This is a genomic window from Thermopolyspora flexuosa (genome assembly GCF_006716785.1).
In the GTDB taxonomy this organism is placed as follows: domain Bacteria; phylum Actinomycetota; class Actinomycetes; order Streptosporangiales; family Streptosporangiaceae; genus Thermopolyspora; species Thermopolyspora flexuosa.
On sequence record NZ_VFPQ01000001.1, the window covers coordinates 2110715 to 2133201 of the forward strand.

Annotated in this window: 18 protein-coding genes; 4 read left to right on the forward strand and 14 right to left on the reverse strand. The window is 71.2% G+C overall.

What is annotated here, in order from left to right:
• Positions 1–174: 174 nt before the first annotated feature.
• From FHX40_RS08965 to FHX40_RS08975, 3 genes are all read right to left on the reverse strand, one after another.
• Positions 175–3483 (reverse strand): AAA domain-containing protein, encoded by a 3309-nt coding sequence (locus FHX40_RS08965; protein WP_170198776.1) that lies wholly within the window; start codon positions 3481–3483, stop codon positions 175–177.
• Positions 3484–3698: 215 nt separating this feature from the next.
• Positions 3699–4325: an NAD(P)-dependent oxidoreductase gene (locus FHX40_RS08970; RefSeq protein WP_170198777.1), complete on the reverse strand. Its 627-nt coding sequence runs from the start codon at positions 4323–4325 to the stop codon at positions 3699–3701.
• Positions 4326–4355: 30 nt separating this feature from the next.
• Positions 4356–5624, reverse strand: coding sequence for an FAD-dependent oxidoreductase (locus tag FHX40_RS08975; protein ID WP_142259180.1), 1269 nt, complete (start codon positions 5622–5624; stop codon positions 4356–4358).
• A 94-nt stretch (positions 5625–5718) separates the two neighbouring features.
• Between FHX40_RS08975 and FHX40_RS08980 the strand changes: the two genes are divergently transcribed.
• Positions 5719–6222 carry a MarR family winged helix-turn-helix transcriptional regulator gene (locus tag FHX40_RS08980; RefSeq protein ID WP_170198778.1) on the forward strand — a complete coding sequence of 168 codons (504 nt, stop codon included), beginning with the start codon at positions 5719–5721 and terminating at the stop codon, positions 6220–6222.
• A gap of 315 nt (positions 6223–6537) precedes the next feature.
• Positions 6538–7482: a threonine/serine dehydratase gene (locus FHX40_RS08985; protein ID WP_142259182.1), complete on the forward strand. Its 945-nt coding sequence runs from the start codon at positions 6538–6540 to the stop codon at positions 7480–7482.
• 331 nt (positions 7483–7813) lie between these two features.
• On the opposite strand, the gene FHX40_RS08990 is transcribed toward FHX40_RS08985, so the two are convergent.
• The 6 genes from FHX40_RS08990 to FHX40_RS09015 form a co-directional block, all read right to left on the reverse strand.
• A complete protein-coding gene (locus FHX40_RS08990) occupies positions 7814–10105 on the reverse strand; it encodes an outer membrane protein assembly factor BamB family protein (protein ID WP_142259183.1) in 2292 nt (763 codons plus the stop codon).
• A gap of 214 nt (positions 10106–10319) precedes the next feature.
• Positions 10320–11342, reverse strand: a complete 1023-nt coding sequence (locus FHX40_RS08995) for an LLM class flavin-dependent oxidoreductase (protein WP_142259184.1) — start codon at positions 11340–11342, stop codon at positions 10320–10322.
• Between the two features lie 242 nt (positions 11343–11584).
• Positions 11585–12064, reverse strand: coding sequence for a hypothetical protein (locus FHX40_RS09000; RefSeq protein WP_142261647.1), 480 nt, complete (start codon positions 12062–12064; stop codon positions 11585–11587).
• A gap of 372 nt (positions 12065–12436) precedes the next feature.
• Positions 12437–13570 (reverse strand): hypothetical protein, encoded by a 1134-nt coding sequence (locus FHX40_RS09005; RefSeq protein WP_142259185.1) that lies wholly within the window; start codon positions 13568–13570, stop codon positions 12437–12439.
• 204 nt (positions 13571–13774) lie between these two features.
• A complete protein-coding gene (locus FHX40_RS09010) occupies positions 13775–14149 on the reverse strand; it encodes a protein kinase family protein (RefSeq protein ID WP_142259186.1) in 375 nt (124 codons plus the stop codon).
• 553 nt (positions 14150–14702) lie between these two features.
• Positions 14703–15182 carry a hypothetical protein gene (locus tag FHX40_RS09015; protein ID WP_170198779.1) on the reverse strand — a complete coding sequence of 160 codons (480 nt, stop codon included), beginning with the start codon at positions 15180–15182 and terminating at the stop codon, positions 14703–14705.
• A 220-nt stretch (positions 15183–15402) separates the two neighbouring features.
• Between FHX40_RS09015 and FHX40_RS09020 the strand changes: the two genes are divergently transcribed.
• Complete coding sequence (locus FHX40_RS09020; RefSeq protein ID WP_142259187.1) at positions 15403–16404, forward strand: serine/threonine-protein kinase; 1002 nt, start codon at positions 15403–15405, stop codon at positions 16402–16404.
• 492 nt (positions 16405–16896) lie between these two features.
• Here FHX40_RS09020 and FHX40_RS09025 read toward each other — a convergent pair whose 3' ends face one another.
• The 4 genes from FHX40_RS09025 to FHX40_RS09040 form a co-directional block, all read right to left on the reverse strand.
• Positions 16897–17091: a DUF397 domain-containing protein gene (locus tag FHX40_RS09025; RefSeq protein WP_142259188.1), complete on the reverse strand. Its 195-nt coding sequence runs from the start codon at positions 17089–17091 to the stop codon at positions 16897–16899.
• A gap of 117 nt (positions 17092–17208) precedes the next feature.
• The gene (locus tag FHX40_RS09030) at positions 17209–17403 is read right to left on the reverse strand and encodes a DUF397 domain-containing protein (RefSeq protein WP_142259189.1); all 195 of its coding nucleotides are present in this window, start codon (positions 17401–17403) and stop codon (positions 17209–17211) included.
• 134 nt (positions 17404–17537) lie between these two features.
• Positions 17538–17729, reverse strand: coding sequence for a DUF397 domain-containing protein (locus FHX40_RS09035; protein ID WP_142259190.1), 192 nt, complete (start codon positions 17727–17729; stop codon positions 17538–17540).
• A complete protein-coding gene (locus tag FHX40_RS09040) occupies positions 17720–18508 on the reverse strand; it encodes a helix-turn-helix domain-containing protein (protein ID WP_170198780.1) in 789 nt (262 codons plus the stop codon). The genes FHX40_RS09035 and FHX40_RS09040 overlap by 10 nt, the downstream gene beginning before the upstream one ends.
• A 470-nt stretch (positions 18509–18978) precedes the next feature.
• On the opposite strand from FHX40_RS09040, the gene FHX40_RS09045 reads away from it, so the two are divergent.
• Positions 18979–19410 (forward strand): ATP-binding protein, encoded by a 432-nt coding sequence (locus FHX40_RS09045; protein ID WP_142259192.1) that lies wholly within the window; start codon positions 18979–18981, stop codon positions 19408–19410.
• A 52-nt stretch (positions 19411–19462) separates the two neighbouring features.
• On the opposite strand, the gene FHX40_RS09050 is transcribed toward FHX40_RS09045, so the two are convergent.
• On the reverse strand, positions 19463–22336 hold the full coding sequence (locus FHX40_RS09050; RefSeq protein WP_142259193.1) for a DEAD/DEAH box helicase: 2874 nt from the start codon (positions 22334–22336) through the stop codon (positions 19463–19465).
• Positions 22337–22487: the final 151 nt, after the last annotated feature.

Consider the following 22487-nt stretch of genomic DNA (forward strand, 5'->3'; position numbering starts at 1 on the left):
CCGGGGACGAGGGGCGCGTACCGTGGGGCTACGATTCACGCCTACGGTCTGCCGTGCCGGTGTGCCCACGCCACGGCCGCAAGCCGAGCGAGTGCGGCAAGTATGGCACTCTGTGAATGTCTAACACAAGTCAACTTCTGGTGTTGGGAAGTTTCAAAACCGGCAGGATCGGAGTCACCGTACGGCCCGACCGGCGGAGCGGACGCGATCGCCGTTCCGGTCAAACCGGACCACCATCGTCCAGGCTCTGCCGCCGTTCCGGCCGGGGCACGCCCTGTTGTAGCAGCGCCAGTACCACCCCTTGGCCTCGGTGCGCCGCAGGTCCACCGTGTTCAGGCCGCAGCGCTCGCATCGCGGCGGCCGGCCGAACACCTCGGCGTGCTCGTGCTCGAGCAGCTTGCGGGCGAAGTGGCGGCCGTGCACCGTGATCATCACCTCGCGGGTCCTGCTCTGGGAGAGCGTGTTCAGGCTGCCCAGCATGACCAGGCGCTCGTCGATCACCACGATCTTCTGGTGCATCTCGTGCACCTGGACCACGTTGGGGACGACCTCGCGGAGCTCCGCCAGGGCCTCGGCGAACCGCTCCTTCTGTTGGAGGGTGTCACTGGGATCGCGGACGAAGACCGTCACCCGCACGCCGCGGGCCACCGCCTCCCGCAGTGCGGGCAGGATGCCGTACACGCGCTTGGCCACCCAGGGGGACCACAGCCAGATGGACGACCGTGCCTCCGCGATGCGGGAGGCGAAGGTCTCGTAGAAGGAGCGCTCGTCGTCGATGGTGGAGATCTCCACGTGGCGTGCGAGCACCTCGGCCAGCCGGGACCCGACGGGCCCCAGGTCCACCGGCAATCCGGCGGGTGCCGCGATCAGGTGCGAGGCGGGGAACAGGCGTATCCGCCGCTCCTTGAGCAGGTCGCGGACGTGCCCCAGCGCGCTGCGAGGCGGCGCGTTCTCGACGCGCTCGCGGCTGCCGATGATGTAGAGCCGGTGCTGCGTCCGGGTGACGGCGACGTTGAACAGGCGCAGCCCTTCCCGCTCGAAGCGGCCGGCGCCCGGCCGCGCCGACGCCTTCGCCATCCACATGCCGTCGCCGTCCCGGCCTTCGACCATGTCGAACACGACGACCGGGAACTCGCGGCCCTGGAAGCGGTGGGCGGTGCCGACCTCGGCCGGATCCCGCCCGCTGCCCTCGATGTCGCGCAGGGCCTCCAGCGTCGCCTCGGCCTGGTCACGGTAGGGGGTGACGACGCCGGTCACCTCGTGGTCGTCGTGGTGGAGGTCGATGAGCACCCGGGACAGCAGGACGCCGGCGGGCCACCATCCGCGGCTCTTCCCGGTGCGGCGCACCTGGGCGAGCTCGTGCAGCCCGTCGGTGTCGACGAACACGATCTCCGGATCGTCCGCGGCGGGCGGGCGCACCCCGGCACCCGCCCGCAGCAGCCCGCCGTACGCGAGCCGGTTCGCCAGCTCCATCACCTGCGGACCGAAGCGGTGCTGGGTGTCCATGACCAGGCAGCCGGACCTGGCCATCGCCTCCTCGGCCGAGGTGATGCCGCAGTGCTCGTACACGTCCGGAACGAGCCAGCGCCTGACGTCCGGGCGGGGGTGCTCCGTGATCTCGGGAGGGATCACCGCGCCGAGCTGCATGAAGTCCCCCAGCAGGACCGCGCAGCGATCCGCCTTGGCGGTGGCGAGCAGCAGCTCGGGCAGCGTGGCGGCCCCGGCCTCGTCGATCAGCACCACGTCGTACGGCCCGGCGAGCACCGCCTTCGTGGTGCGGAACCTGGCCAGCGTGGTGGCGACGAGCCGCGCCTCCTTGATGATCTCGCTCTGGGCGTCCTTGGCGAGGCGGTCGTACTCCTCCTGGATCTCGCCGTATTGCTTCTCCAGCTCGGCGCGGCGGGGAGCGGTGTCGGCGACCTTCCGGCGCAGGCTCTCGGCCTCGGCGTGCAGCGCGGGCCAGCCGTTCCGCTCGCACTCGCCGACCAGCTCCGCCGCCTTCCGCGTCGCCTCGTGCTCGCGCCGCAGCGACTCCAGGCGGTCCAGCCGCGCCATCTGCTCGGCCTGGAGCGAGGCGAGCCGGTCGGCGGCCTGCCGGGCCGCGTCCTCGCGGCGTTCGATCTCCGCGAGGGGGAACGGGACGGACGCCTCGATCTCCTCGATGCGCCGCTCGTTGTGCCGCCGGACCTGTTCCGCCGTGGCCCTCGCGGCCGTGGCCCGGTCGCGCAGGGCGTCGCGCTCGCGCCCGGCCTCGGCGAGCCGGGCCGCGAGGTCGGCCGCCTTGCGCCGGTTCCACATCCGCACCCTGCCGGACCGCGTGCGCAGCGCGGCGAGCCCGTCCTCGAGCAGTGCGCACATCTCCTCGGCGCGTGACACCCGCCGTTCCGCCTCGGCGGCGGCCCGCTCGGCCTCATCACACTCCCGCCGCAGCGCCGCGATGCGCTCCCAGTTGCGCCGCCACGGCCGCGCCTCGGCGGCCTCGGCCTCGGCCGTCTCCGCCTGCCGCCCGGCGTCGACGAGCGCCGTCGCCGCGTCCGCCGCCTCCCGATCGCACCGGGCGAGCTCCTCGGCGATCTCCGCGGGGGAGAGCCCCGGGGTCCGCAGCCGGGCGGCCGCGGCCCGGTACGCCTCGGCGTCGAAGCCGTCGATCCGGGCCTCAACGTGGCGGAGCCGCTCCTCGTCCTCGCGGAGCCGTACCAGCTCCCGCTCGACGTCCCGGCGCCGCTCCTCGACGTCCCGCAGCCGGGACCGAACGATCAGCGGCAGGGAGACGTTCGGGTCCTGGGCGACCTCGCGGAGCTGCGGCGGGCCCACGCGGACGATCCGCCCGGGCCGGGGGCGGTATTCCCTGAGCACGCCGAGCAGGGCGTTGTCCACGGCGATGTTGGTGCTCGAGGCCAGCAGGACGCGCCGGCCCTCCTTGATCAGGTCCGCGATGGCGGCCCGGAGCATGCGCGTCTTGCCGGTTCCCGGCGGTCCCCACACCAGCCACACGCCCCTGCCGAAGCAGGCCCGGTAGGCCTCGGCCTGCGGCGGGAGAAGCCCTGGTGGCGTCGGGACCTGACCCGGCCTGCCGCCGATCTCGCCGCGGGCGAGCAGGTTGGCGAGGCCGCCGTCGGTGAGCCCGGCGATGCCGTCGCGCAGCGCGGTGAGCAGGAACGTGGGCGGCTGCCGCAGGATCCACACGTGCGGGTCGTCCGGGTTGGCGAACTCGGCGACCCGTACGCGCAGCAGCGGGCCTTCGACCGTCGCCTCCATCACGGTGAAGCCGCTGCGCAGGCTGCCCTCGTCCGCGTCGGCCAGCCGCAGCTCGTTGAGCTGGTCGGCGCTCAGCTCCGAGCCCCGGATGTCGACCACGAACACGCCGGGCTCACCGGTCGCCCGCGCGGCCCCGACCCGCCGCCACCGAGCGTTGTGCGCGGCTCCTCCCGCCAGCGCGATCCACTCGTCGAGCGCGGTGGCGACCTCGTCCCGCCAGTCCACGTGGCTCCTTTCGCCCGCAGAGCACAGCGCGGGCGACATCGGGACCCCGCTCCGCCGACTCGCCCGGGGAGATGGTAGCCGCGCGGGAAACCCGTGATCGCCGACTTTGCGGCCGCTCGCATGGCACCGTACGGGAACCGTCACCTCGCGGTGACAGCCGCCGGAATGCCCGCGGTGCGATCGGAACCCGTTATCCGGCCCTGCGGGGCGGCGTCTCAGCGCACCGGGACAGGTCCGGACAGGTTGACCGCGCGTCGGGCGAAGCGAGGGTCGGCCGCGATGTCGAGCAGCGCGGCCGCGGTGTCGGCCCTGGTCATCGGCCGCGGGCGGCCCAGCAGGTCCGTGGTGATCTGCAGTGGGCCTTGCGCCGGTTTGTCGGTGAGCCGGTTGAGGCGGGCGATGGTCCAGTCGAGCGGGCTGTCGAGCAGCTCGCGTTCCATGGCACGGGCATCCGCGTAGGCGTCCCGGAACAGCATGCGAAGGATGGCCAGCGGCAGCCGCGGCCGGACGCCGACGATCGGGTACGCGCTGGTCACGACCAGCCGCCGGACCCCTGCCCGTGCCATCGCCGCGGTGACGACGCGGATCACCTCGGCGGCCTGGTGGGGCCCGCGGCGGGACGCGGCGGCCACGATCGCGATGACCGCGTCCGCCCCGCGCACCGCCGTCGCCACGGCCTCGGGGTCCCGCCCGTCGCCTGCGACGACGCCGGCGAGCCGGGACCGCTCGGTGAGCGCGTCCGGGCGGCGGGTGAACGCCGTGACCCGGTGGTCGCGGCGGAGCGCCTGGTCGACGACGTGCCGGCCGGTACGGCCGGTCGATCCGATGACGGTCAGATTCACGATGCCTCCCGTGATCCGTGGCCGGTTCGCTCAGCGCGAGAACCCGCCGGTGAGCCGGAGCATGGCGTGGGAGCCGCGCAACATCGCCTTGACCAGGGCGAACGCCAGGGGGTTCGCCGTGACGGACATCCGCAGCGTGCTCATCGAGGCCCGCACCGCGGCGAAGCCGTACCGGCGCATCCGCCTCTCGTAGTCGGCGACGGCCGGGAGCAGGTCGCGGCCCGGCCAGGCGGCGGCGAGGTTGCGGGCCAGCAGGCTCGCGTCCCGGAGGGCGATGTTGGCGCCGACGCCGCGGGACGGCGGCATGCTGTGGATCGCGTCGCCGATCACGGTGACGTTGGTGGTCGGCCATGGCTTCACCGCGGCGGCGGTGCGGATCGTCAGCGTCGTCACCGTGGCCGGGTCGGTCATCGCCACGAGCCGTTGCAGCCGATCGTCCCAGCCCCTGGTGGCCTCGAGGGCGAGGCGGTACGGCACGGCCCCGCGCTCGCCGCCGGACGTCCCGGCCAGCCCCAGCGCCTGGGGCCATCCGGTGAGCGCCCACACCAGGTAGTCGCCCCGGTCGGGCGGCAGCATGCGTTCGGGCAGCCGTGCGCCGTCGTCCGGTTCCTCCTGCTCGTGCAGCGCGAGGAACATGTTGATCCCGTCGGGGGCCAGCACCATGACGGGGCCGCGGCCGAGCCGCTCCGGGAGGAGCGCCCGGACGCCGGAGGTGAGCGGCAGGCGTCCGCCGATGCTGACCACGCCGGTGTCGATCCGCTCCGCGTGCGGCAGCAGCTGTGCGCGGACCCGCGAGCGGCCGCCCTCGGCGCCGACGAGCACCCTGCCGGAGGCCTCGGTGCCGTCGGCGAAGTACGCGGCCACCTGCCGCCCGTCCGTCTCGTACCGGACGAGTTCCTTGCCGAACCGCACGTGCTCCTCGATCCCGTCGAGCAGCACCTGGCGCAGCGTGTACCGGTTGAGCGAGCGGTGCGCCGCCACCGGGTCGGGTCTCGCGCCGGGCCGTACCACGTCCACGGACATCAGCGTCCGGAGCCGTTCGGTGAGGAAGGCGAACGCGAGCGGCGGCCTGCCGCAGGCGGCGCGCAGCAGCTCGAACCGGTCCGGCGGCAGGCAGTCGTGCAGCGCCCGGCTGCCCTCCGGATCGATGTGCAGGCGGTAGCCCTCGCGGAACTCCTCCGGGGACGACGCCCGCTCGAAGACGGTCACCTCGATCCCGGCCCGGCGCAACCCCTGCGCCAGGCACAGCCCGCCGATCCCGCCTCCCGCGATCAGAACCCGTGACGGTATAGCGGCCATGACACTCCTTGCCTAAGAAGTTTGCTAAAGATTTTAGCTAAATGCCTAACACGATCCGGCTAGGATGTCCACTCGGAAAGGAGGCGAGGCCGCCGTGACGAACCCTGACCAGCGGCTACTGATGGAGGTCGGCCGGGAGGTCGGCGGCCGCTTCAGCACCGCCGTCGTCCTCTTCCACTCCGCGGTCGCCGCCCGCGTCGGCCTCAACGTCACGGACTACAAGTGCGCCGACATCCTCTTCCGCACCGGCCCCACCCACCCCGGTCACCTCGCCGAGCTGACCGGCATGTCGACCGCCGCCACCGCCCAGGTCCTCGCCCGCCTCGAACGCGCCGGCCTCATCCGCCGCGAGCCCGACCCCACCGACCGCCGCCGCACGGTCGTCCACCCCATCACCGACAGCGACACCTACCGCGAGCTCTCCCGGATCTTCGCCGACTTCGGCAGCCGCGTCGCCGCCGTCATGAGCCGCTACGACGAGGCCACCCTGCGCGTCATCGCCGACTTCGTCGCCGACATGACCGAGACCCTCGAGACGGAGGCCGTCCGACTGCGCACCCGCACCGTCCACCAGGGCCCGGCCACGCCTCGCCGGTGACAGGTCTTCCGGCGGATCCGGCTCCCCGAAGCCTCGACCGGTCGCCGTCAGAACGCCCGGTCACGGCGTGGTTCACCACCATCGCCTCGTCTCGCCTTCGATCGTGCCTCCGGACGATGACGAAGATCACACGATGGGCCGTCCCTCGACCTGCGCTCCTCCCGGTTCGGCACCCCTTGCACGACGGTCGTGGAGGCGGTGGACGGGATCGCCACGCCACCGTACGGCGCGAGTGCCACAGGTACTCTTGATCCCTCGACATCGTGTCGGCCATGACCGGGCCCCGTGGGCGCCGCCGTACGGAACGAGCAGGTGATGGATCTTTCACTGACGGACGTCCTCGAAGCCGCCGAGCGCATCCGCGGCCGGGTACGGAGGACACCCGTCCTCGAGCTGGAGCACGAGGACCTGTTCCGCGGCGGCCCGGTGTGGCTCAAGCTCGAGCAGCTGCAGCACACCGGATCGTTCAAGCCGCGCGGCGCGTTCAACCGGATCCTCAAGGCGGCCGAGGAGAGCGGGGTCCCCGAGGCCGGAGTCGTGGCCGCGTCCGGGGGAAACGCCGGCATGGGCGTCGCGTACGCCGCGAACCGCGTCGGAGTCCGGGCGCGGGTCTTCGTTCCCGAGACAGCCCCGCGGGTGAAGGTCGAGAAGCTGCGCAAGCTCGGCGCGGAGGTCGTGCAGGTCGGGCGCATCTACAACGACGCGTACCAGGTGGCGGTGGCGGAGGGCGAGCGGACCGGCGCGCTCTTCTGTCACGCCTACGACCAGCCCGAGATCTGTGCCGGGCAGGGCACGCTGGGCCTCGAGCTGCTCGAACAGGTCGAGGACGTCGACACGGTGCTGGTGGCGGTGGGCGGTGGCGGGCTGCTCGCCGGCGTCGCGACCGCTCTCCACGGTCGCGCCCGTGTGGTGGCGGTCGAGCCCGAACACGCCCCCACCCTGCATGCGGCCCTCGCCAAGGGCGGCCCGGTCGAGGTCCCGGTCTCCGGCGTCGCCGCCGACTCCCTGGGCGCCACCGTCATCGGCGAGATCGCCTACAAGGTGGCCGTCCGCACCGGGGTCGAGTCCGTCCTCGTCGGTGAGGATGCGATCCGCGAGGCCCGCAGGTTCCTGTGGGACACCTGCCGCCTGGCCGTCGAGCACGGCACCGCCTCGGCCCTCGCCGCCCTCCTCACCGGCGCCTACAAACCGCGACCGGACGAGCGCATCGCCGTCGTCATCTGCGGCGCCAACACCGATCCGACGGACCTGGCGGCCTGACCGGCATGGCCCCTCGCCGTGCGTTCCCGGCGGCGCGGTCCGTGCACCGGAACCGCCGCGGTGTGAGCCGTGCGGGACGGCATTCGCGAGCCTCGGAACGCCCTCCTCGGCCGACTCTCGGCCGCCCGGACGCGGCCGCATCGTCGCCGCTCTGAACGACCTCGTCGCCAGGCAACAGGACCACGCCGAGCCGGATGGCGCTGCCGGCCTGCACCGGTGCCGATCCGGAGCATCCGGGATCCGGCCGCCGGGAAGCCCTCGACCGGGCGACGCTCAGCTCGACGGCCGTTGGCCGGAGTGGCAATGGGCGAGCGGGGAGGTTCGGCGGGCCTCAGGATCCACCGGTACGGCCGGGCGCAGGGCCGGTGGTGAGCGCGTACACGTTGCCGTCGCGGCTGCCGACATACACCATGCCGTCGGCGACCGCGGGCGAGGATCTGACGTCGTCCCCGGCGGCGAAGGACCAGTTCTTCCGGCCGGTGACGGCATCGATGGCGTGCACCCTGCCGCCGTCGCCGCCCACGTAGACCACCCCGTCGACGACGGTGGGCGTCGCGCTGTCCCCGCGACCCGTGGTGAGCGCCCACTGCTTCCGGCCGGTGGCGGCGTCAAGCGCGTACACCTTGCCGTCGCCGGCGCCCACGTACACCGTGTCGTCGGCGGCCGTGAGCGATGGCCCGACCGGCTGCCCGGTGGGGAAGGTCCAGCGTTCCCGGCCGGTGGCCGCGTCGAGGGCGTACACCTTGCCGTCGCCACCGCCCACATATATGAACGGTCCGTCGCCGAGCGCGGGCGACGAGCCGACGTAGTCGGAGATGCCGGCGGACCAGCGTTCGCGGCCGGTGGCCGCCTCGATGGCGTACACGCCGCCCTTGCCGTTGCCCACGTAGACCACCCCGTCGGCGACCGCGGGCGACGAGCCGATCCAGGAGCCCGTGGGGAAGGACCAGCGCCTCCGCCCGGTGGCGGCGTCGAGGGCGTACACGTTGCCGTCGCCGGTGCCGACGTACAGCACACCGTCGACGACCGCAGGTGACGCGACGACCCCGCGCGTGGCGTAGGTCCACCGCTTGCGCCCGGTTGCGGCGTCGAGGGCGTACACCTTGCGGTCGCCGCTGCCCACGTAGACGACGCCGTCGGCGACCGCGGGCGACGAGCCGGGCCCCTCCCCGGTCGGGAAGGACCAGCGTTCCCGGCCGGTTGCCGCGTCGATGGCGAACACCTTGCCGTCGTCGCCACCCACGTAGACGACACCGTCCGCGACCGCGGGCGACGAGTCGATCGCGGTGCCCGCGCGATAGGACCAGCGAAGGTCCCCCGGAGTGGGGCCGAGCCGCGCCGTCGGCCCGCTGGGTCCGTTCGTTTCGGGGGCGCCCCCGAAGATACGCCAGGCGGCGACGCCGGTCGCGGCGGCGGCTCCGACCCCGGCGAGGCCGAGCAGGAGCGCGCGCCGTGACGTCCGCGACGGCAGGGTGTCCACCGCGGTGCGGGCGCGCACCCCGCGACCGGGATCACCTCCGTCGGACGGGTACGGCAGGCCGTGGGCACCGTGGCCATCGGCCGGGTGGCCGACCGCACCGCGCTCCTGGGCACGGCCTCCCCTGGGCGATGGCCCCACGACTCCGGGGGAGGCACCGGTCAGTAATCCCGGGCTCTCGGCCGGCCCCGGACGGGATGGCGTTCCCGCCGGGCCAGGGACGGGCTCGGCGGGGTCGGGCAGGGGAGTGGCGGCACGGTCGCGTACGGCCTGTCCCACCCTGGCGGGCATCCAGGCGGACTCGGCGAAGAACTCGACGATCCTGCCCTTCGCCGTGATCCTCCCGGCCAGCTCGTCCAGCAGGGCCGACGCGGTCGGCCGGTACTCGGGCCGCTTGTCCAGGCACCGCGCCACCACCGAGCGCAACGTCGGCGGAAGCCTCGACAGATCGGGCTCCTGGTGCACGACCCGGTACACCAGCGCCGGCAACGAACCGGCCCCGAACGGCCCCGTGCCGGTCGCGGCGAACGTCAGAACCGCCCCGAGACTGAACACGTCACTGGCGGGCCCCACCGGATCCCCGACCAGCTGCTCGGGGGACATGAACGCCGGGGTCCCCACGGTGACCCCCGTCTGGGTCAGCCTGCTCGCCTCGACCTGCACCGAGATCCCGAAGTCGATGACCCGGGGCCCGTCGGCGGACAGCAGCACGTTCGAAGGCTTCATGTCCCGGTGCACGACGCCCGCCGCGTGGATCGACTCCAGCGCCTCGGCCAGCCCTGCCCCGAGCGCCAGCACCGACGCCTCCGGCCAGGGCCCGTACTCGTCCACCGCCTCGTCCAAAGGCACACCCGGCACGTACGCCGTGGCCAGCCACGGCGGCGACGCGTGCGGGTCGGCGGCCACCACCTCCACGGCGAAGAACCCGCTCACCGTGCGGGCCACCTCCACCTCGCGGGTGAACCGCCGCCGGAACTCGTGATCCCCGGCCAGGTCCGGCCGTACCACCTTCACGGCCACCGCGCGCCCGGTCTTCGACCGTCCCAGGTAGACGCGGCCCATGCCGCCCTCACCCAGCCGCGCCACGATCCGGAAGGGGCCCACGTGCTGCGGATCATCAGCGCGCAGCGTCCCGAAAGCCCCCATCGCCACCCCCGCTTCCCGGCCCCAGGCGTACGTGATCAGCACCCATGTATACGCGAAACAGCCGTGGTGCGCGGTGAAGCCTCACAAACTGCTTCGAAGGGCCTGAATCAGGATCACGGGATCGAGCTGCTCGGGCGGTCCGCCCACCCGGGTGTGGCGACGGCACGATCCCGGACGGTGCCGAGGTCGGTGGCGGTGCCGTACCGCGCAGCCGTCAGCGCCAGCCGAGTTCGGGGGCGACGTACTTCAGGACCGACGAGATCACGTGGGCGTTGTACTCGACGCCGAGCTGGTTGGGCACCGTCAGCAGCAGCGTGTCCGCCGCGGCGATCGCCTCGTCGGCGGCCAGTTCCTTGACGAGCACGTCGGGCTCGGCGGCGTAGGTGCGGCCGAATATGGCCCGGGTGTTCTCGTCGATGAAGCCGATCTGGTCGGTGCTGCGGCGCTCGTGGCCGAAGTACGCGCGGTCGGTGTCGTTGACGATCGGGAAGATGGAGCGGCTCACCGAGACGCGCGGCTCGCCCTCGTGCCCGGCATCCTTCCACGCCTCCCGGTAGACCGCGATCTGCTCGGCCTGCTGGACGTGGAACGGCTTGCCGCTCTCGTCGTTCTTGAGCGTGGAGCTCATCAGGTGCATGCCCAGCTCGGCGGCCCACTTCGCGGTGGCGTTCGAGCCGGAACCCCACCAGATCCGCTTCCGCAGCCCTTCGGAGTGCGGCTCCAGCCGCAGCAGCCCCGGCGGGTTGGGAAACATCGGCCGCGGGTTCGGCTGGGCGAAGCCCTCGCCCTCCAGCAGCTTGAGGAAGACCTCGGTGTGCCGCCGCGCCATGTCCGCGTCGGTCTCGCCCTCGGCCGGCGCGTAGCCGAAGTACCGCCAGCCGTCGATCACCTGCTCGGGCGAGCCGCGGCTGATGCCGAGCTGGAGCCTGCCGCCCGCGATGAGGTCGGCCGCACCGGCGTCCTCGACCATGTAGAAGGGGTTCTCGTACCGCATGTCGATGACGGCGGTGCCGATCTCGATCCGGCTCGTGCGCGCGCCGATGGCCGCGAGAAGCGGGAACGGGCTCGCGAGCTGCCGGGCGAAGTGGTGGACGCGGAAGAAGGCGCCGTCGGCGCCGAGCTCCTCGGCGGCCACCGCCAGCTCGATCGACTGCAGCAGCGAGTCGGATGCGCTGCGCACCTTCGAGTATGGCGACGGCGACCAGTGCCCGAAGCTCAGAAACCCGATCTTCTTCATACGAATTTCAACCTTCCTCGCATCAAAGACATTCCGCGAGGGTCGAATCGTACAAGGGTCACAAACGGGTGCGGATCCTGTCGCGCGCCGCGGCCCGGCCTCGCCGTTGGCCGGCGGCGAGCGCCGAGCCCGGAGGCGGTCGGTCGGCCGCAGCCCGGCCATCACACGAACCCTCGGGTGGGCGTGATGGGTCACGTGATGGCCGGAACCGCGTACGGCGAGGCCCGGAAGGGTGACCGGTGTTACCTCACGCAGTCCCGGTTCTTGAGCGCGAGGAAGATCGCGCCGACCTTGCCGTTGTAGACCTCGAAGCGGTACTCGGCCTTCTTGTTGCGCGGTGCCGTGACCGAGTAGACGTTGGGCGCCTTCTTCGACAGGCGCGGGTAGGCCGCCTTCAGCCGCTTGAAGCTCGACCCGATCCCGATGCCTTCCGGAGTCTTCATACCCTTCTGGCCGTTGATGGCCACGACGCCCTTCTCATCCGAGATGACGAGGTGCCAGTCCCACGTGACCTTCGGGAACTTCTTGAAATGCCAGTGGGTGCACGGGTTCCTGACCGACCCGATCGGGACGATGGCACCGGTCGCCCTGGCCTTCTTCAGGGACATCCCGAGCTTCACCGACCCGTACCCGTACGGCCCCAGCGCCGGTTTGGCCTGCGCGGCCGCGGGGACGGCGCCGCCGGCCAGCAACGAGGCGGCAAGGAGGGATGCTCCGATCACTGCTCGCATAATGCTCACTTCCTGATGACGAATGACGGCCATAAGGCCGGATTTGCGTTACGACACCCGCGAGCCCCGCCCGCCGTGCGCCCGTGCCGGGACGGGCACGCGCCGGGTCCCGGACCGCTCGCGTGTGCCGGGTCTTGTGCATGCTCAGCGCCGCGCGGGAGGGCCGCAGGAACCACCCGGCGTGCCGACGCCTGGCGCGGGCGTGCGCGCGGCGGCACGGCGCGGCGGCCGGCCGGGCCCCGCCCTCACCATCGTTCGCGCTCGTTCCGCGCAGAGCCCGATCGCCCGGAAGGCCCCGCGATCGACCTTGCCGAAGGGCTCACACCACGGATCGCGCACGCATCGAGGTCGGCGAGCCCCATGTCAGATCTCGCTCGCCTTCCGGGTGGCCAGCCCCTCCTTTTTCGCGATGCGGTTCCACTGCCGGACGAAGAACCGTTTCGCCTTCTCGGCCCTCGCCGAGGCGGCCTCGGCGGCCTCGAGGTGGTACTGGGACCCGACCCCGCCGACGCAGTTGCCCGCGCGGAACCGTTCCGCCCACTGCGAGTACTCGCCGCTCGCCCGCAGGGAGTACTCCATCGCCTCGCGGAGGTTGAACATCATCGCGTCACCCCCCTCCAAGGCGTCGACGGCGAGGCGGTCGGACAGCGTGTCCTGCACCTCGCGGACCTGGAAGGAACGCTCCGCCCAGACCTCGTCCAAGGCGGCGATGGCCTCGTCGAGATCGCGGCAGCGCCGTACCAGGTCGACCGCCTTACGGAGTTTGGCGTTGGTCTTCGCGCTGGCCTCGAGGAATGCGTCCATGGCCAGCGCTTGGGCCCGCGCCGACGAAACCGGTGCGGACTCGGCGGCCTCCCTCTCCCCGGCGGGGAAGCGGAAGGACTCCAGCACGAGGTCGACGGCGGCGCGCGGGACCCGGGACGCCCGGATCAACGTACTGGACTCGGACAGGTACCACGTCTGCGCCTCGAACTGCACGTCATCCGTGCACTGGATCAGGTGCCTGCGATGCTCCACCGACTGATCGCGGAGGCGCTCCACCGTCTTTCTCAGGAGATGCGCTTCGCCACCCCTGCAGCCGAACGCCGGCGGCAGGCTGAGACCGCCGTCGAGGCCCGCCGTCCCGTGGTCGGTGTAATCGTGCAGGATCTCGATGCCGCCCTTGGCGCAGCTCTTGCGCCCCGCCGGCCGGACGCACACCGAGGGGTGCAAGGCGTCGGGCCCGGAGACGGTGACCTTCCACTTGGCGGGGCGGAGGAACGTCGCCCCCTCCGGTGTCCTGGTCGGCGTGCCGGAGGCGCCGGCGGAGGGGGTCGCGGAGGGGGAACGGGCCGGTGACGCCGTACGGCTCGCGCTCGGCGTCGCCGTCGCGGCGCGCGAGGGCGTCGGCGTGTCCGCGGTCGCCGTCATGGCGTTCGGCGCCGGGGAGTCGCCTGGCTCGGTGGCGGCCTTGACGAGCCCGATGCCGACGACGAGGGCCGCCATCCCGATGGCCACGCCGTACAGCCAGAGGTCGCGCCGGGAACGAGGAGGGCTCTGCTCCCGCTGGGGGAGCAGCGTCCGGGGCCGGTCCGGGAGCCGGGTGACGTGGCCGGCGGGGACGAGCGTCGTCTCCGTCCGCCGCTCGGGGACACCCTCGGAGCGCGGCGTGCCGGACGTCCGTGCGGCCGGGGATCCGGGCCGTTCGGGGTCGGCCGCCGCCTAGGCGGCCGCGGCCAGGAACACGAGCAGCGCCTGCACATAGTCCTCGGCCGTCGGTTCGGCATCGTCGTCGCGGTACCGGCCCGAGTTCTCGCCGGACCCTGCGGCAGGCGTGGTCTTCTCGGCCGAGGCGGGAGCTCCCCCCGGTGCGCCGTGCTCGGCGAGGCCGGGAGGGGCAAGGTACTCGGTGGCGAGCCAGGGCCGGGCGGCCTCGGGGTCCGCCGCCAGCACCCGGACGGTGCTCACCCCCTGCATCTCCTGCAGCAGCCTGATCTCCCGGGCGAACCGGGCGCGGAACCGGCCGTCCCGGGCCAGGTCGGGGTGGATCATCTTGACGGCCACCGGGCGGCCGGAACGGTCCACCCCTGCGAACACCGTTCCCACCCCGTCGGAGCCGAGCCTGCCCACCAGCCGGTACGGGCCCACCTCTACGGGGTCGTCAGGGGTCAGGGGCTGCAGTACACGAGGTCCCGGATCGACCGCGTGCGGAGAGTCCTTCGGAGCATCACTTCCGGCTTCGCCGAGCAACGGGACTCCTTCACACGAAGATCGATATCGCGGCGAACATACGCAGATCACGTCACGGGACGGCCTCTGACGGACGGCTTGTCCGTTTCAGGTGGATCGGTGGCCAGGGCGAGGCCATGCCGCTCGTCGCCGTCGTTGCCGGTCGCCGCCTGACCGGCACCGCCCGCCCGCCGGACCCGGGCTCGCGTGGCGGTCGTGCGCAAGCTTGCGGCGGGCTGTCTCCCTACCAGGGTGGCGCCCGCCACCCCGAGCGCCCGCGGATGTCCTCCCGGCCGCCCGGTGCGGGTGCGCGGCACCGAGCGGAGCCCTCCCCGAAGAACGGGGAGAGGCCGGCCGGTGGGGAGTCACCGCACTCGCGTTCCAGGGTGCGGCCCTCGTGCTTCCGCAGGCCGCGTCGGCACTAGCCGAAGCAGTCCTGGTTCTTGAGCATGATGCCGAACTCGATGACCTTGCCCTTCTCGACGCCGAAGGTGTAGAGGGCCTTCTTGTTGCCCGGCACCCTGGCCGTGTACATGCCGTAGAAGTTCTTCTTGACGCCCGGGTAGGCCGCCTTCAGCTGCGCGAAGGTGGAGCCGACCTTGATGCCCTCCGGGGTCCTCATGTTCTTCCGGGCGTAGATGGCGGCCACCCCCAGCCGCGGCGAGATCCAGACGCCCACCTGGTTCTTGGGGCTCCGGAACTTCTTCAGGTCCCAGCCGGAACAGCCACCGCCACCCGGGAACTTCAGCACCAGCGCGCCGGTCGCCCTGGCCTTCTTGGCGCTCATGCCGAGCTTGACGGCACCGTACCCGTACGGCCCCAGCGTCGGCTTCGCCTGGGCCGACGCCACCGTGGCGCCGGAGACCACCAGCGAGGCGGCGAGGACCGAAGTCCCGATCATTTTTTTCACCATGGCCCAATAGCATGGCGTAACCGATCGCAGATGCGATCACGTACCCCCGGGTAATCGGCGCTAGCTGCGCCATTTCGCATGCCGCTCCGCCAAGCCCTGGCGTTCTTTCCCGCGCCCCACAGGGCCGGACTACGGCTGGGGCCTGCTCGTCCTGTACGCCGCCACCGGGCGCCTGGCCTTCGGAAAGGGGCGGCCGGAGGTCATCGCCATGCGCGTGCTTACCGATGAGCCCGACGTCGACGGAGTCCCGGACCCCCTCAAGGACCTCGTCGTCAAGACGCTGGCCAAGAACCCGGAGGAGCGCCCCGACGCGGCCGGCCTCCTCGAATCCCTCAGACGGATCTGGCAGCCGGACGCCGAGGTATCCGCGAGCGTCGAGGAGGAGGTCACCAGGCTTCTCGACCGAACCTGGGTCATGCCCGCGCCGGAGGAGGCGGAGTGGGTCGTCCCGCCGCGGCGGCGTCGCTGGAGGGACTTCGGCGTGGCGGCCGCCGTGACGGTGGTGGCGGCCGGGTTGATCGCCACGACCGCCGTGGTCGTCTCCGGGCGGTCGGCGGACGGCGTGGCGGCACACAGGACGCCGTCCCCGGCCTCACCCTCCGGTGCTGCCACCCAGAGTCCGACGCCCACGGGCGACAGGCCGACCGCGGCACAGGGGGATTCCACGGGTACGGCGTCACCTGCTGGCACGGCGTCCGCGTCCCCGAGGCCCACGCGCACTGGGCGTAGGGTGACGATGGTCAGGGGGTACTCCTTCATCCTTCCGGATGACTGGATGTATTACCCTGACAACACACACAACATCGAGGGCATGTGTCTGCGGCCCAAGGACAAAAGGAACGACGAGTACTGGTACTGCCACCAGTTCGGCATGTCGATTCACCCTTGGGTGGACGGTGGCGATCCCGATTTCAGGCCGGAGGAGGTCGAGCCGGACGGCGTCACCGCCCGCTACGGTCCCGAAGGCGCATGTGGCGAGATCGGTGAGCCCGTGCGGCCGTCACGATTCCTCAAGACCGGTCTCCACCGTATAGGAAATCGCAGAGCCTATTACTGGAAGGCTCGAAGTTACTGCCGAGACGGCACAACGGTCGAGGCCGAAATGCTGATCCTCCCGGTGACCGGACTCACCATTTCCATCGACGAGATGCCGGCCAAGCGGAGAGCGCAGGTGGAGGAAATTCTCAAATCTTTCAGATTCCCCAGCTGAGCGATCTTCAGTGCACGAACGGTTGACCAGCGGCGTCTGAGCGTGGTGCTTTCCGCGCCCGGCCAGGAACATCAATCCGACGAGCCCCGATCGTTCCACGAGACGGCCACGCCGTCTGCCGGGATCAGTCGCTGATCGCCGGGCCGGCAGCGGGCGCAGCGGCGTTGCAGCTCTGCCTGGGTGCATGGGAGGCGAAGCCGTCAACCGGTCGAACTTCACGGTGGCGCTTGCAAGCCGGTGTCTACCCGCAGTGTTGCGGTGCGGTGATGCCCGGGGCATGCCGGGCGTCTCGAGTCTGTGGGAGGGCTTGGCGAGGGCGCCGTTGCGCAACGCCTCCAAGGCCGAGGCCGAGATAACCCCGCCTGACAGAGGGCTAAGGGACACGCTGTTGCCCGCGTGCTCAGGCGGGCAGACGCGGGCAACACACGGGAACGTTCCCGGCTTCGGCCGGGTAGCAGTCGAAACGTCAACGACAGTCGAGTCGGATCGCTCCTATGCGTGACGCTTGATGCTCTTGAGGAAGGCGCGCCACTCGTCTCGGGTGAAGGTGAGGACGGGGCCGTCCGGGTTCTTGCTGTCGCGGACCGCCACGATGCCGGGGAGGTTGGTGGCGACTTCGGCGCAGTCACCCATGTTGCCGTCGCTGTGCGTGCTCTTGCGCCAACTGGTGCCTGGCGGATTGATCATGGTGGGTGTCTCGGTCGGTGAGGGCGTTCCCCATTGGTGGGAGGAAGGCAGAGCACCTGGTGGTAAGGCCGGTCTACTTGCCTAACGGGCTGGGGTCCGCTGGGGAAATCTCGTTGCCTACGCGCGATTCTTGATCTTGTTGAGGAAGGCGCGCCACTCGTCTCGGGTGAAGGTGAGGATGGGGCCGTCCGGGTTCTTGCTGTCGCGGACGGCGACCATGCCGGGGAGGTTGGTGGCGACCTCTACGCACTCTCCGCCATTGCCGCCGCTGTACGTGCTCTTACGCCAATCGGCTCTGTGTTTGCTGATCATGGTGAATGTCTCCGTCGGCGCGGGAAGTCCTGTAGTGGAACGACGGGAAACATCTGGTGACGAGAGCTGATCGTGCTTCCCCAGAGGGCTAGAGTCCGCTGCGGAAGTTTCCAAGCCGGATCGGTAGCTTGAGCCTAAGCGTGACTCTTGATTTTGCTGAGGAAGGCGCGCCACTCGGCTTGGGTGAAGGTGAGGACGGGGCCGTCCGGGTTCTTGCTGTCGCGGACCGCCACGATTCCGGGAATGTTGGTGGCAACCTCCACGCACTCGCCCATGTTTCCGCCGCTGTGCGTGCTCTTACGCCATGCAGCCTTGCTCAGGTCCATTGCTCACACGCCTTCCTGATCATTGCGAGCGACGTTGGTTGTGGGACGGCAAGCACCCGGATGGCGTCGAAGCGACTCGTCAGCTCCTCGACCCCATCCGGGTCGGTGATCACCTCGCCGCGCCAAGCGGATTCGAGATAGACCACGTCTGGTTGGCCTCTGAAGCTCGTAACAACTATAGGTCCGGTAAGGCCGGCGTGCATATGCATGGTGAGTGGGACCAGTTGGATTGACGTGCGTTCTCGGGTTTCCACCAGATCCAGGAGATATTCCAGTTGTGCTCGCATCACGTGAGGCCCTCCAATAGGACGAAGGAGGGTCGCCTCATCGAGAATCACCAAGAGCTCAGGTGGGTCCTCCCGGAACAGGACGTCTTTGCGTCTCATGCGGCTGGCCACCGCTTCTTCCACCTGGTCGGCCGTCCATCGCGGGTTGCTCGTCCGAATCAGAGCGCGTGCATAGTCGGGTGTCTGTACGAGGCCGGGAATGAGGAGCGGCGCCCAGAACCTGATCGTCCTCGCCTGGCGCTCGAGCTCCATATACGGCCGGAACCATGTGGGATGGGCGTCCTCCGCGATGAGGTCCCATAGGGGAGTGAGAGTGTCAGTTCCGAACACCTTGTCGCATACGACGGCAAACTCCCGACTCGGAGGGCGTCTCGCAGTCTCGACGTGTCCGATGTACGAGGCCGAGTAGGAGGTCCTCCTGCCCAGCTCCCGCTGTGTCATCCCTGCCGCAACGCGCAGTCTCCGCAGTTCCGCACCCCAGTAGGCGAGCATGCTGCTGGCGGGGTTGAGCGGACGAGGAGCAGGCATGAGGACTTCCTTTCGACCGCGCTACGCGAGCTGTAGGACGCTACACAGACCGCGCTTTTGACTATCGAATAAGAGTAGTTACCAAAGCATTACGCATCGTAGTCGCCATCCGTCATCCTCGCTGCGGAAACGAGGTGCTCGCAGCGTCGAGGCGTATCACTCGAAGGGTGTGGATGGATGGCCGATCAGACGGAGTGGCAATTCACAAAATTGGTCCGATTTGTCGGAGAGCTGCGGAAGCTCGAGCGGGCCACGCTTGCGAACCTTCCGCTGCGCGCGGAACCAGTCCTGCGCCGGCGCAGCGCGTGCGGACTCGGCGGAATCGTCACCGTCCAGCAACGAAGCCGGCGGATCTACACTTCGGATCAGAGGTCAAGGTGGCTGGTGGCTGCCTGTGACAGAGGCTCGGCCGGGCTCATCGTGGCGGAGAACCGGTGACCGCCCCGGGGATGATCGCCCAAGCCGAGTTCCCCGGTAAGGGCGAGTCGGTCGCCGAGGCTCGCAGATTCGTCCGCCGCACGCTCCTCGCCCGATACGGAGCCGTGATCGAGGACGCCGTACTGCTCACCAGCGAGCTGGTCGGCAACGCGATCTGTCACTCGGACTCGGGCCGCCTCCCCGACGGCACCGTGACGGTCTCGCTGTCCGAACCCGCCGACGGCGTGCTCCGCGTCGAGGTCGGCGATGCCGGATCGCCGGGGAGCGAGCCCCGCGCCCGGCTCGACGTGGATCAGGACAGCGAGGGCGGGCGCGGCCTCTACCTGGTCGAACTGCTCGCCGACAAGTGGGGTTCGCACCTCCGGGGCGGCGGCCGTGTGGTCTGGTTCGAGATCGGCTGTCCGTCCGGTGCCGGGTACGGAACATGATCCTTTGGGTACGGCCCGCCCGGCACCGATGGCCCGGCGGGCTCTACCCATGTCAGCGGCCGTCTGCGGGTCTCGTCCTGCGGTCGCAGGCGGCGCACGCGTAACGGAGATCCGGCGCGCCGAGCCGTCCCTGCTCGTAGCGGATGAGCATGCGCTCGCAGCGCCCGCACCGGTCGCCACGCTGGCCGCTGCCGGGAGCGCCGCCGGGACCCGTGCCCGGCCGGCGTCGCTGGGCACGCCGTACCGCGTCGGCGAACGCCCGGTGCTCGGTACGCAGCACCAGGCCGGGATCCGGACCGCACAGCGAACCCGCCGCCGACCAGACCACGTCGCCGATCACGGCACCCGACTCGAGGATCGGCAGGCAGGGGCGGACGTTGACACCCTTGTTGTGGGCGTACCGGGCCGGATCGGGGAGGTGGCCGTCCGCCTCCGGCTCCACCCAGATCGTCACGGCCTCCGACTCCGGCTTGCCGCCGTGGACCGACAGCAGCGCGGGGACGAGGTCGGCGAGGGAGTAGGTGAGGACACCGGGCAGCCACATCTCGACCGTGTCGGCCCGCTCGATGTCGGCTCGCAGCAGTTCCACCAGGTCCTCGGGCTCGACGCGTTCGGTGACGGTGGAGAGGGCGAGCGCTCGGTCCCAGGGCAGGCGTTCGGCCCGGTCGAGGAGGTGGGCGAAGAACGTCCACACCGGGGTGCGGGCGGCGCCGATCCGGTGGAGCCGGTCGAGGGCGCCGACGATCAGCAGGTGGTCGCGGGCGCGGCTCGCGGCCACGTTGAGCAGGCGGGCGCCCTCGCTGCCCGTGTCGCCCTCGGTGAACCACATGTGCAGCGGTGTCACCCCGCGCCCGGTGTCGACGGTGTCGTACACGACGATGTCCCGCTCGTCACCCTGGAAACGGTGCACCGTGGACGCCGCCCACTGCTCCATGCGCTTCTCCGGCAGCAGTGACTCCAGCAGGCGCGCCTGCGGGGCGAACGGGGTGATCATCGCGAGGTCGTGGGCGTCGGCGACCGCCTCGGCGGTGAGCGCGGCGATCAGCTGCGCGTGCATGAGGTTGTACCGGGAGACCATGCCCTGCCGTCGCGCGGTGCGGGCGCGCATGCCGGAGGTGTCGACGACGACCAGGTTCGAGGCGGCCCACGGGGCGCGGCTCCTGACCGGCCGGTCCGCCACGGCGGGCGCGGTCTGCAGCGGGCTCTCCGGATAGAAGGCGGTGCTGACGATGTCGCCGATCTGGCGCCGCATCCGGTACTGCTCGGTGAGCGCGGCGAGGCGCGCGGGCGGGCGACGCTCGGCGACGGCGGTGGTGACGCCGGCCTTCTCGAACGGGCTGCGATGGAGCCACTCCTGGGCCGCCGGGGTCTGGGCGACGACGACCGGAGGCAACTGGCGGAAGTCGCCCGCGATGATGGTGTGCCCCTGCCCGGCGCCGGCGACCAGCATCGCCAGGGCGGCCGTGGTCATGCTCGCCTCGTCGAGGACGACCACGTCGAACGTGATCCCTTTGAGGACCTCGAGGACGAGCTGGTGGGCGGTGGCGGCCACGACGGTGGCCTTGCGGCAGACGTGCCGACGTACCTCGAGCAGCTTGCGGCCGAGCGCGCCGTCGAGGGCCTGAAGCTCGGCGATCTCGGTCTCGAGGCGGAGCCGCAGCGACTCCTCCCGTTCGGTGAGCCGTCCGTGCCTGCGCTGCTTCAGCTCCTCCAGTACGGCGCGCCGGTCGCGGAGGCGCTCGTTCACCTCCACCCGGTGCCGGGCGAGCGGGGCGCCCTGTTCGGCCGCGATCTCGTCGACGAGGATGCGGCCCTCGGGCCTGTCGATCAGCGCGGGGTCCGAGGGCTGTCCCACGCGTACCAGCGCGCCCGAGCCCAGGTGGGGCGCCCGCTTCAGCACCGCCTTGATCGCCACGTCGAGGGCGGCGTTCGTCGGCGCGGCGAGCAGCACGCGTCGCCCCTGCTCGCACAGCTTCGCCACCAGCGCCGAGATCGTCGTCGTCTTTCCGGTGCCCGGCGGGCCCCAGAGCCAGGTGAGCCCGGGCGCGAGGCCGAGTTCGACGGCGTTCCGCTGCCCGGCGTTGAGACCGGCGGCCTCGTGTTCGGCCAGCCTGACCCGTGCCGCCGGACCGCCGTCCCGGCACGGGGTGACCACGGCGAGGGCGGCCTCCGCGTTGAAGCCGGGACCGCCGTGGGCGAGTTCGCCGAGCCGCTCGCTCTGCGCGGTGAGGAGCCAGGAAAGGTCGAGGCGGAGGGTCGCCTCGGGGACGACGGCGGCGCCGTGGGGCAGGGAAAGGGTGACCACGTTGCCGAAGACCGAGACCACCTCGACGGGGATCTGCACGTCGTCGACGATGAGGAGGGCGGTCGTCCCTTCGGCCACGCCCAGCTCGCCCTCGACCTCGTACCGCACGAGCTTGCGCTGGCTCCCGGCGGTGCTCACCTCCTCGCCGGAGGAGAGCGGCATGTCGCTCTGGGTACGGCGGTTCGCGACCTCCTTGAGCTCGTCGCGGAACGCGCGGGCGGCAGCCGCGGCCACCTCCGCCCAGCCGTCGGGCACCGGCCCGACCGGCGCCACGGGCTCGGACAGCGGGAGACCGTGGCGGACGGCGAGCCGCTGTACCTCGGCGTCGGCCTGCTCCTCGGCGGAACGGTCCACAGGGCTGATGGCCGGCCGTCTCTGCTGGGATGTTCCGCCATTCGCCTGAGGATCTGCGCCGATCGGCGCCGCCCACCCTCGGGGCATCCACATGTCGTCCTCGAGGTCGGCGATGCCGTGGAGGCGGCAGGTCTCCCATACCACGCCCTCGTCGGCGCGGAACCCGGCCTGCTGTAGGGCGGTGAGCAGGGCGTCCCGTGAGATCGGCCCGTTCGCCAGTGCCTTCTGGATGACGTCGACAAGTCGTGGCCTGCGCGATGCCGCCATGGAGAACTCCAGCCGGAACGGTCGCGGAAGCGAGCGGCTCGCGCTCGACCGCTGCCTGACGGGCGGCTGCCTTACAGGGAGTCGGCTGCCACAGCGACGCGAGCGCGGTCACTGGTCCGACTCGCCGCATAAGTCGGTATCCGCACGACCG

Excerpts from the sequence above, each read along its gene's own strand:
- FHX40_RS08975 (WP_142259180.1), bottom strand. The coding sequence starts at position 5,624 with ATGGCCGCTATACCGTCACGGGTTCTGATCGCGGGAGGCGGGATCGGC.
- FHX40_RS08985 (WP_142259182.1), top strand. The coding sequence starts at position 6,538 with ATGGATCTTTCACTGACGGACGTCCTCGAAGCCGCCGAGCGCATCCGC.
- FHX40_RS08990 (WP_142259183.1), bottom strand. The coding sequence starts at position 10,105 with ATGGGGGCTTTCGGGACGCTGCGCGCTGATGATCCGCAGCACGTGGGC.
- FHX40_RS08995 (WP_142259184.1), bottom strand. The coding sequence starts at position 11,342 with ATGAAGAAGATCGGGTTTCTGAGCTTCGGGCACTGGTCGCCGTCGCCA.
- FHX40_RS09015 (WP_170198779.1), bottom strand. The coding sequence starts at position 15,182 with ATGATCGGGACTTCGGTCCTCGCCGCCTCGCTGGTGGTCTCCGGCGCC.
- FHX40_RS09020 (WP_142259187.1), top strand. The coding sequence starts at position 15,403 with ATGCGCGTGCTTACCGATGAGCCCGACGTCGACGGAGTCCCGGACCCC.
- FHX40_RS09025 (WP_142259188.1), bottom strand. The coding sequence starts at position 17,091 with ATGATCAATCCGCCAGGCACCAGTTGGCGCAAGAGCACGCACAGCGAC.
- FHX40_RS09030 (WP_142259189.1), bottom strand. The coding sequence starts at position 17,403 with ATGATCAGCAAACACAGAGCCGATTGGCGTAAGAGCACGTACAGCGGC.
- FHX40_RS09035 (WP_142259190.1), bottom strand. The coding sequence starts at position 17,729 with ATGGACCTGAGCAAGGCTGCATGGCGTAAGAGCACGCACAGCGGCGGA.
- FHX40_RS09040 (WP_170198780.1), bottom strand. The coding sequence starts at position 18,508 with ATGCTCGCCTACTGGGGTGCGGAACTGCGGAGACTGCGCGTTGCGGCA.
- FHX40_RS09050 (WP_142259193.1), bottom strand. The coding sequence starts at position 22,336 with ATGGCGGCATCGCGCAGGCCACGACTTGTCGACGTCATCCAGAAGGCA.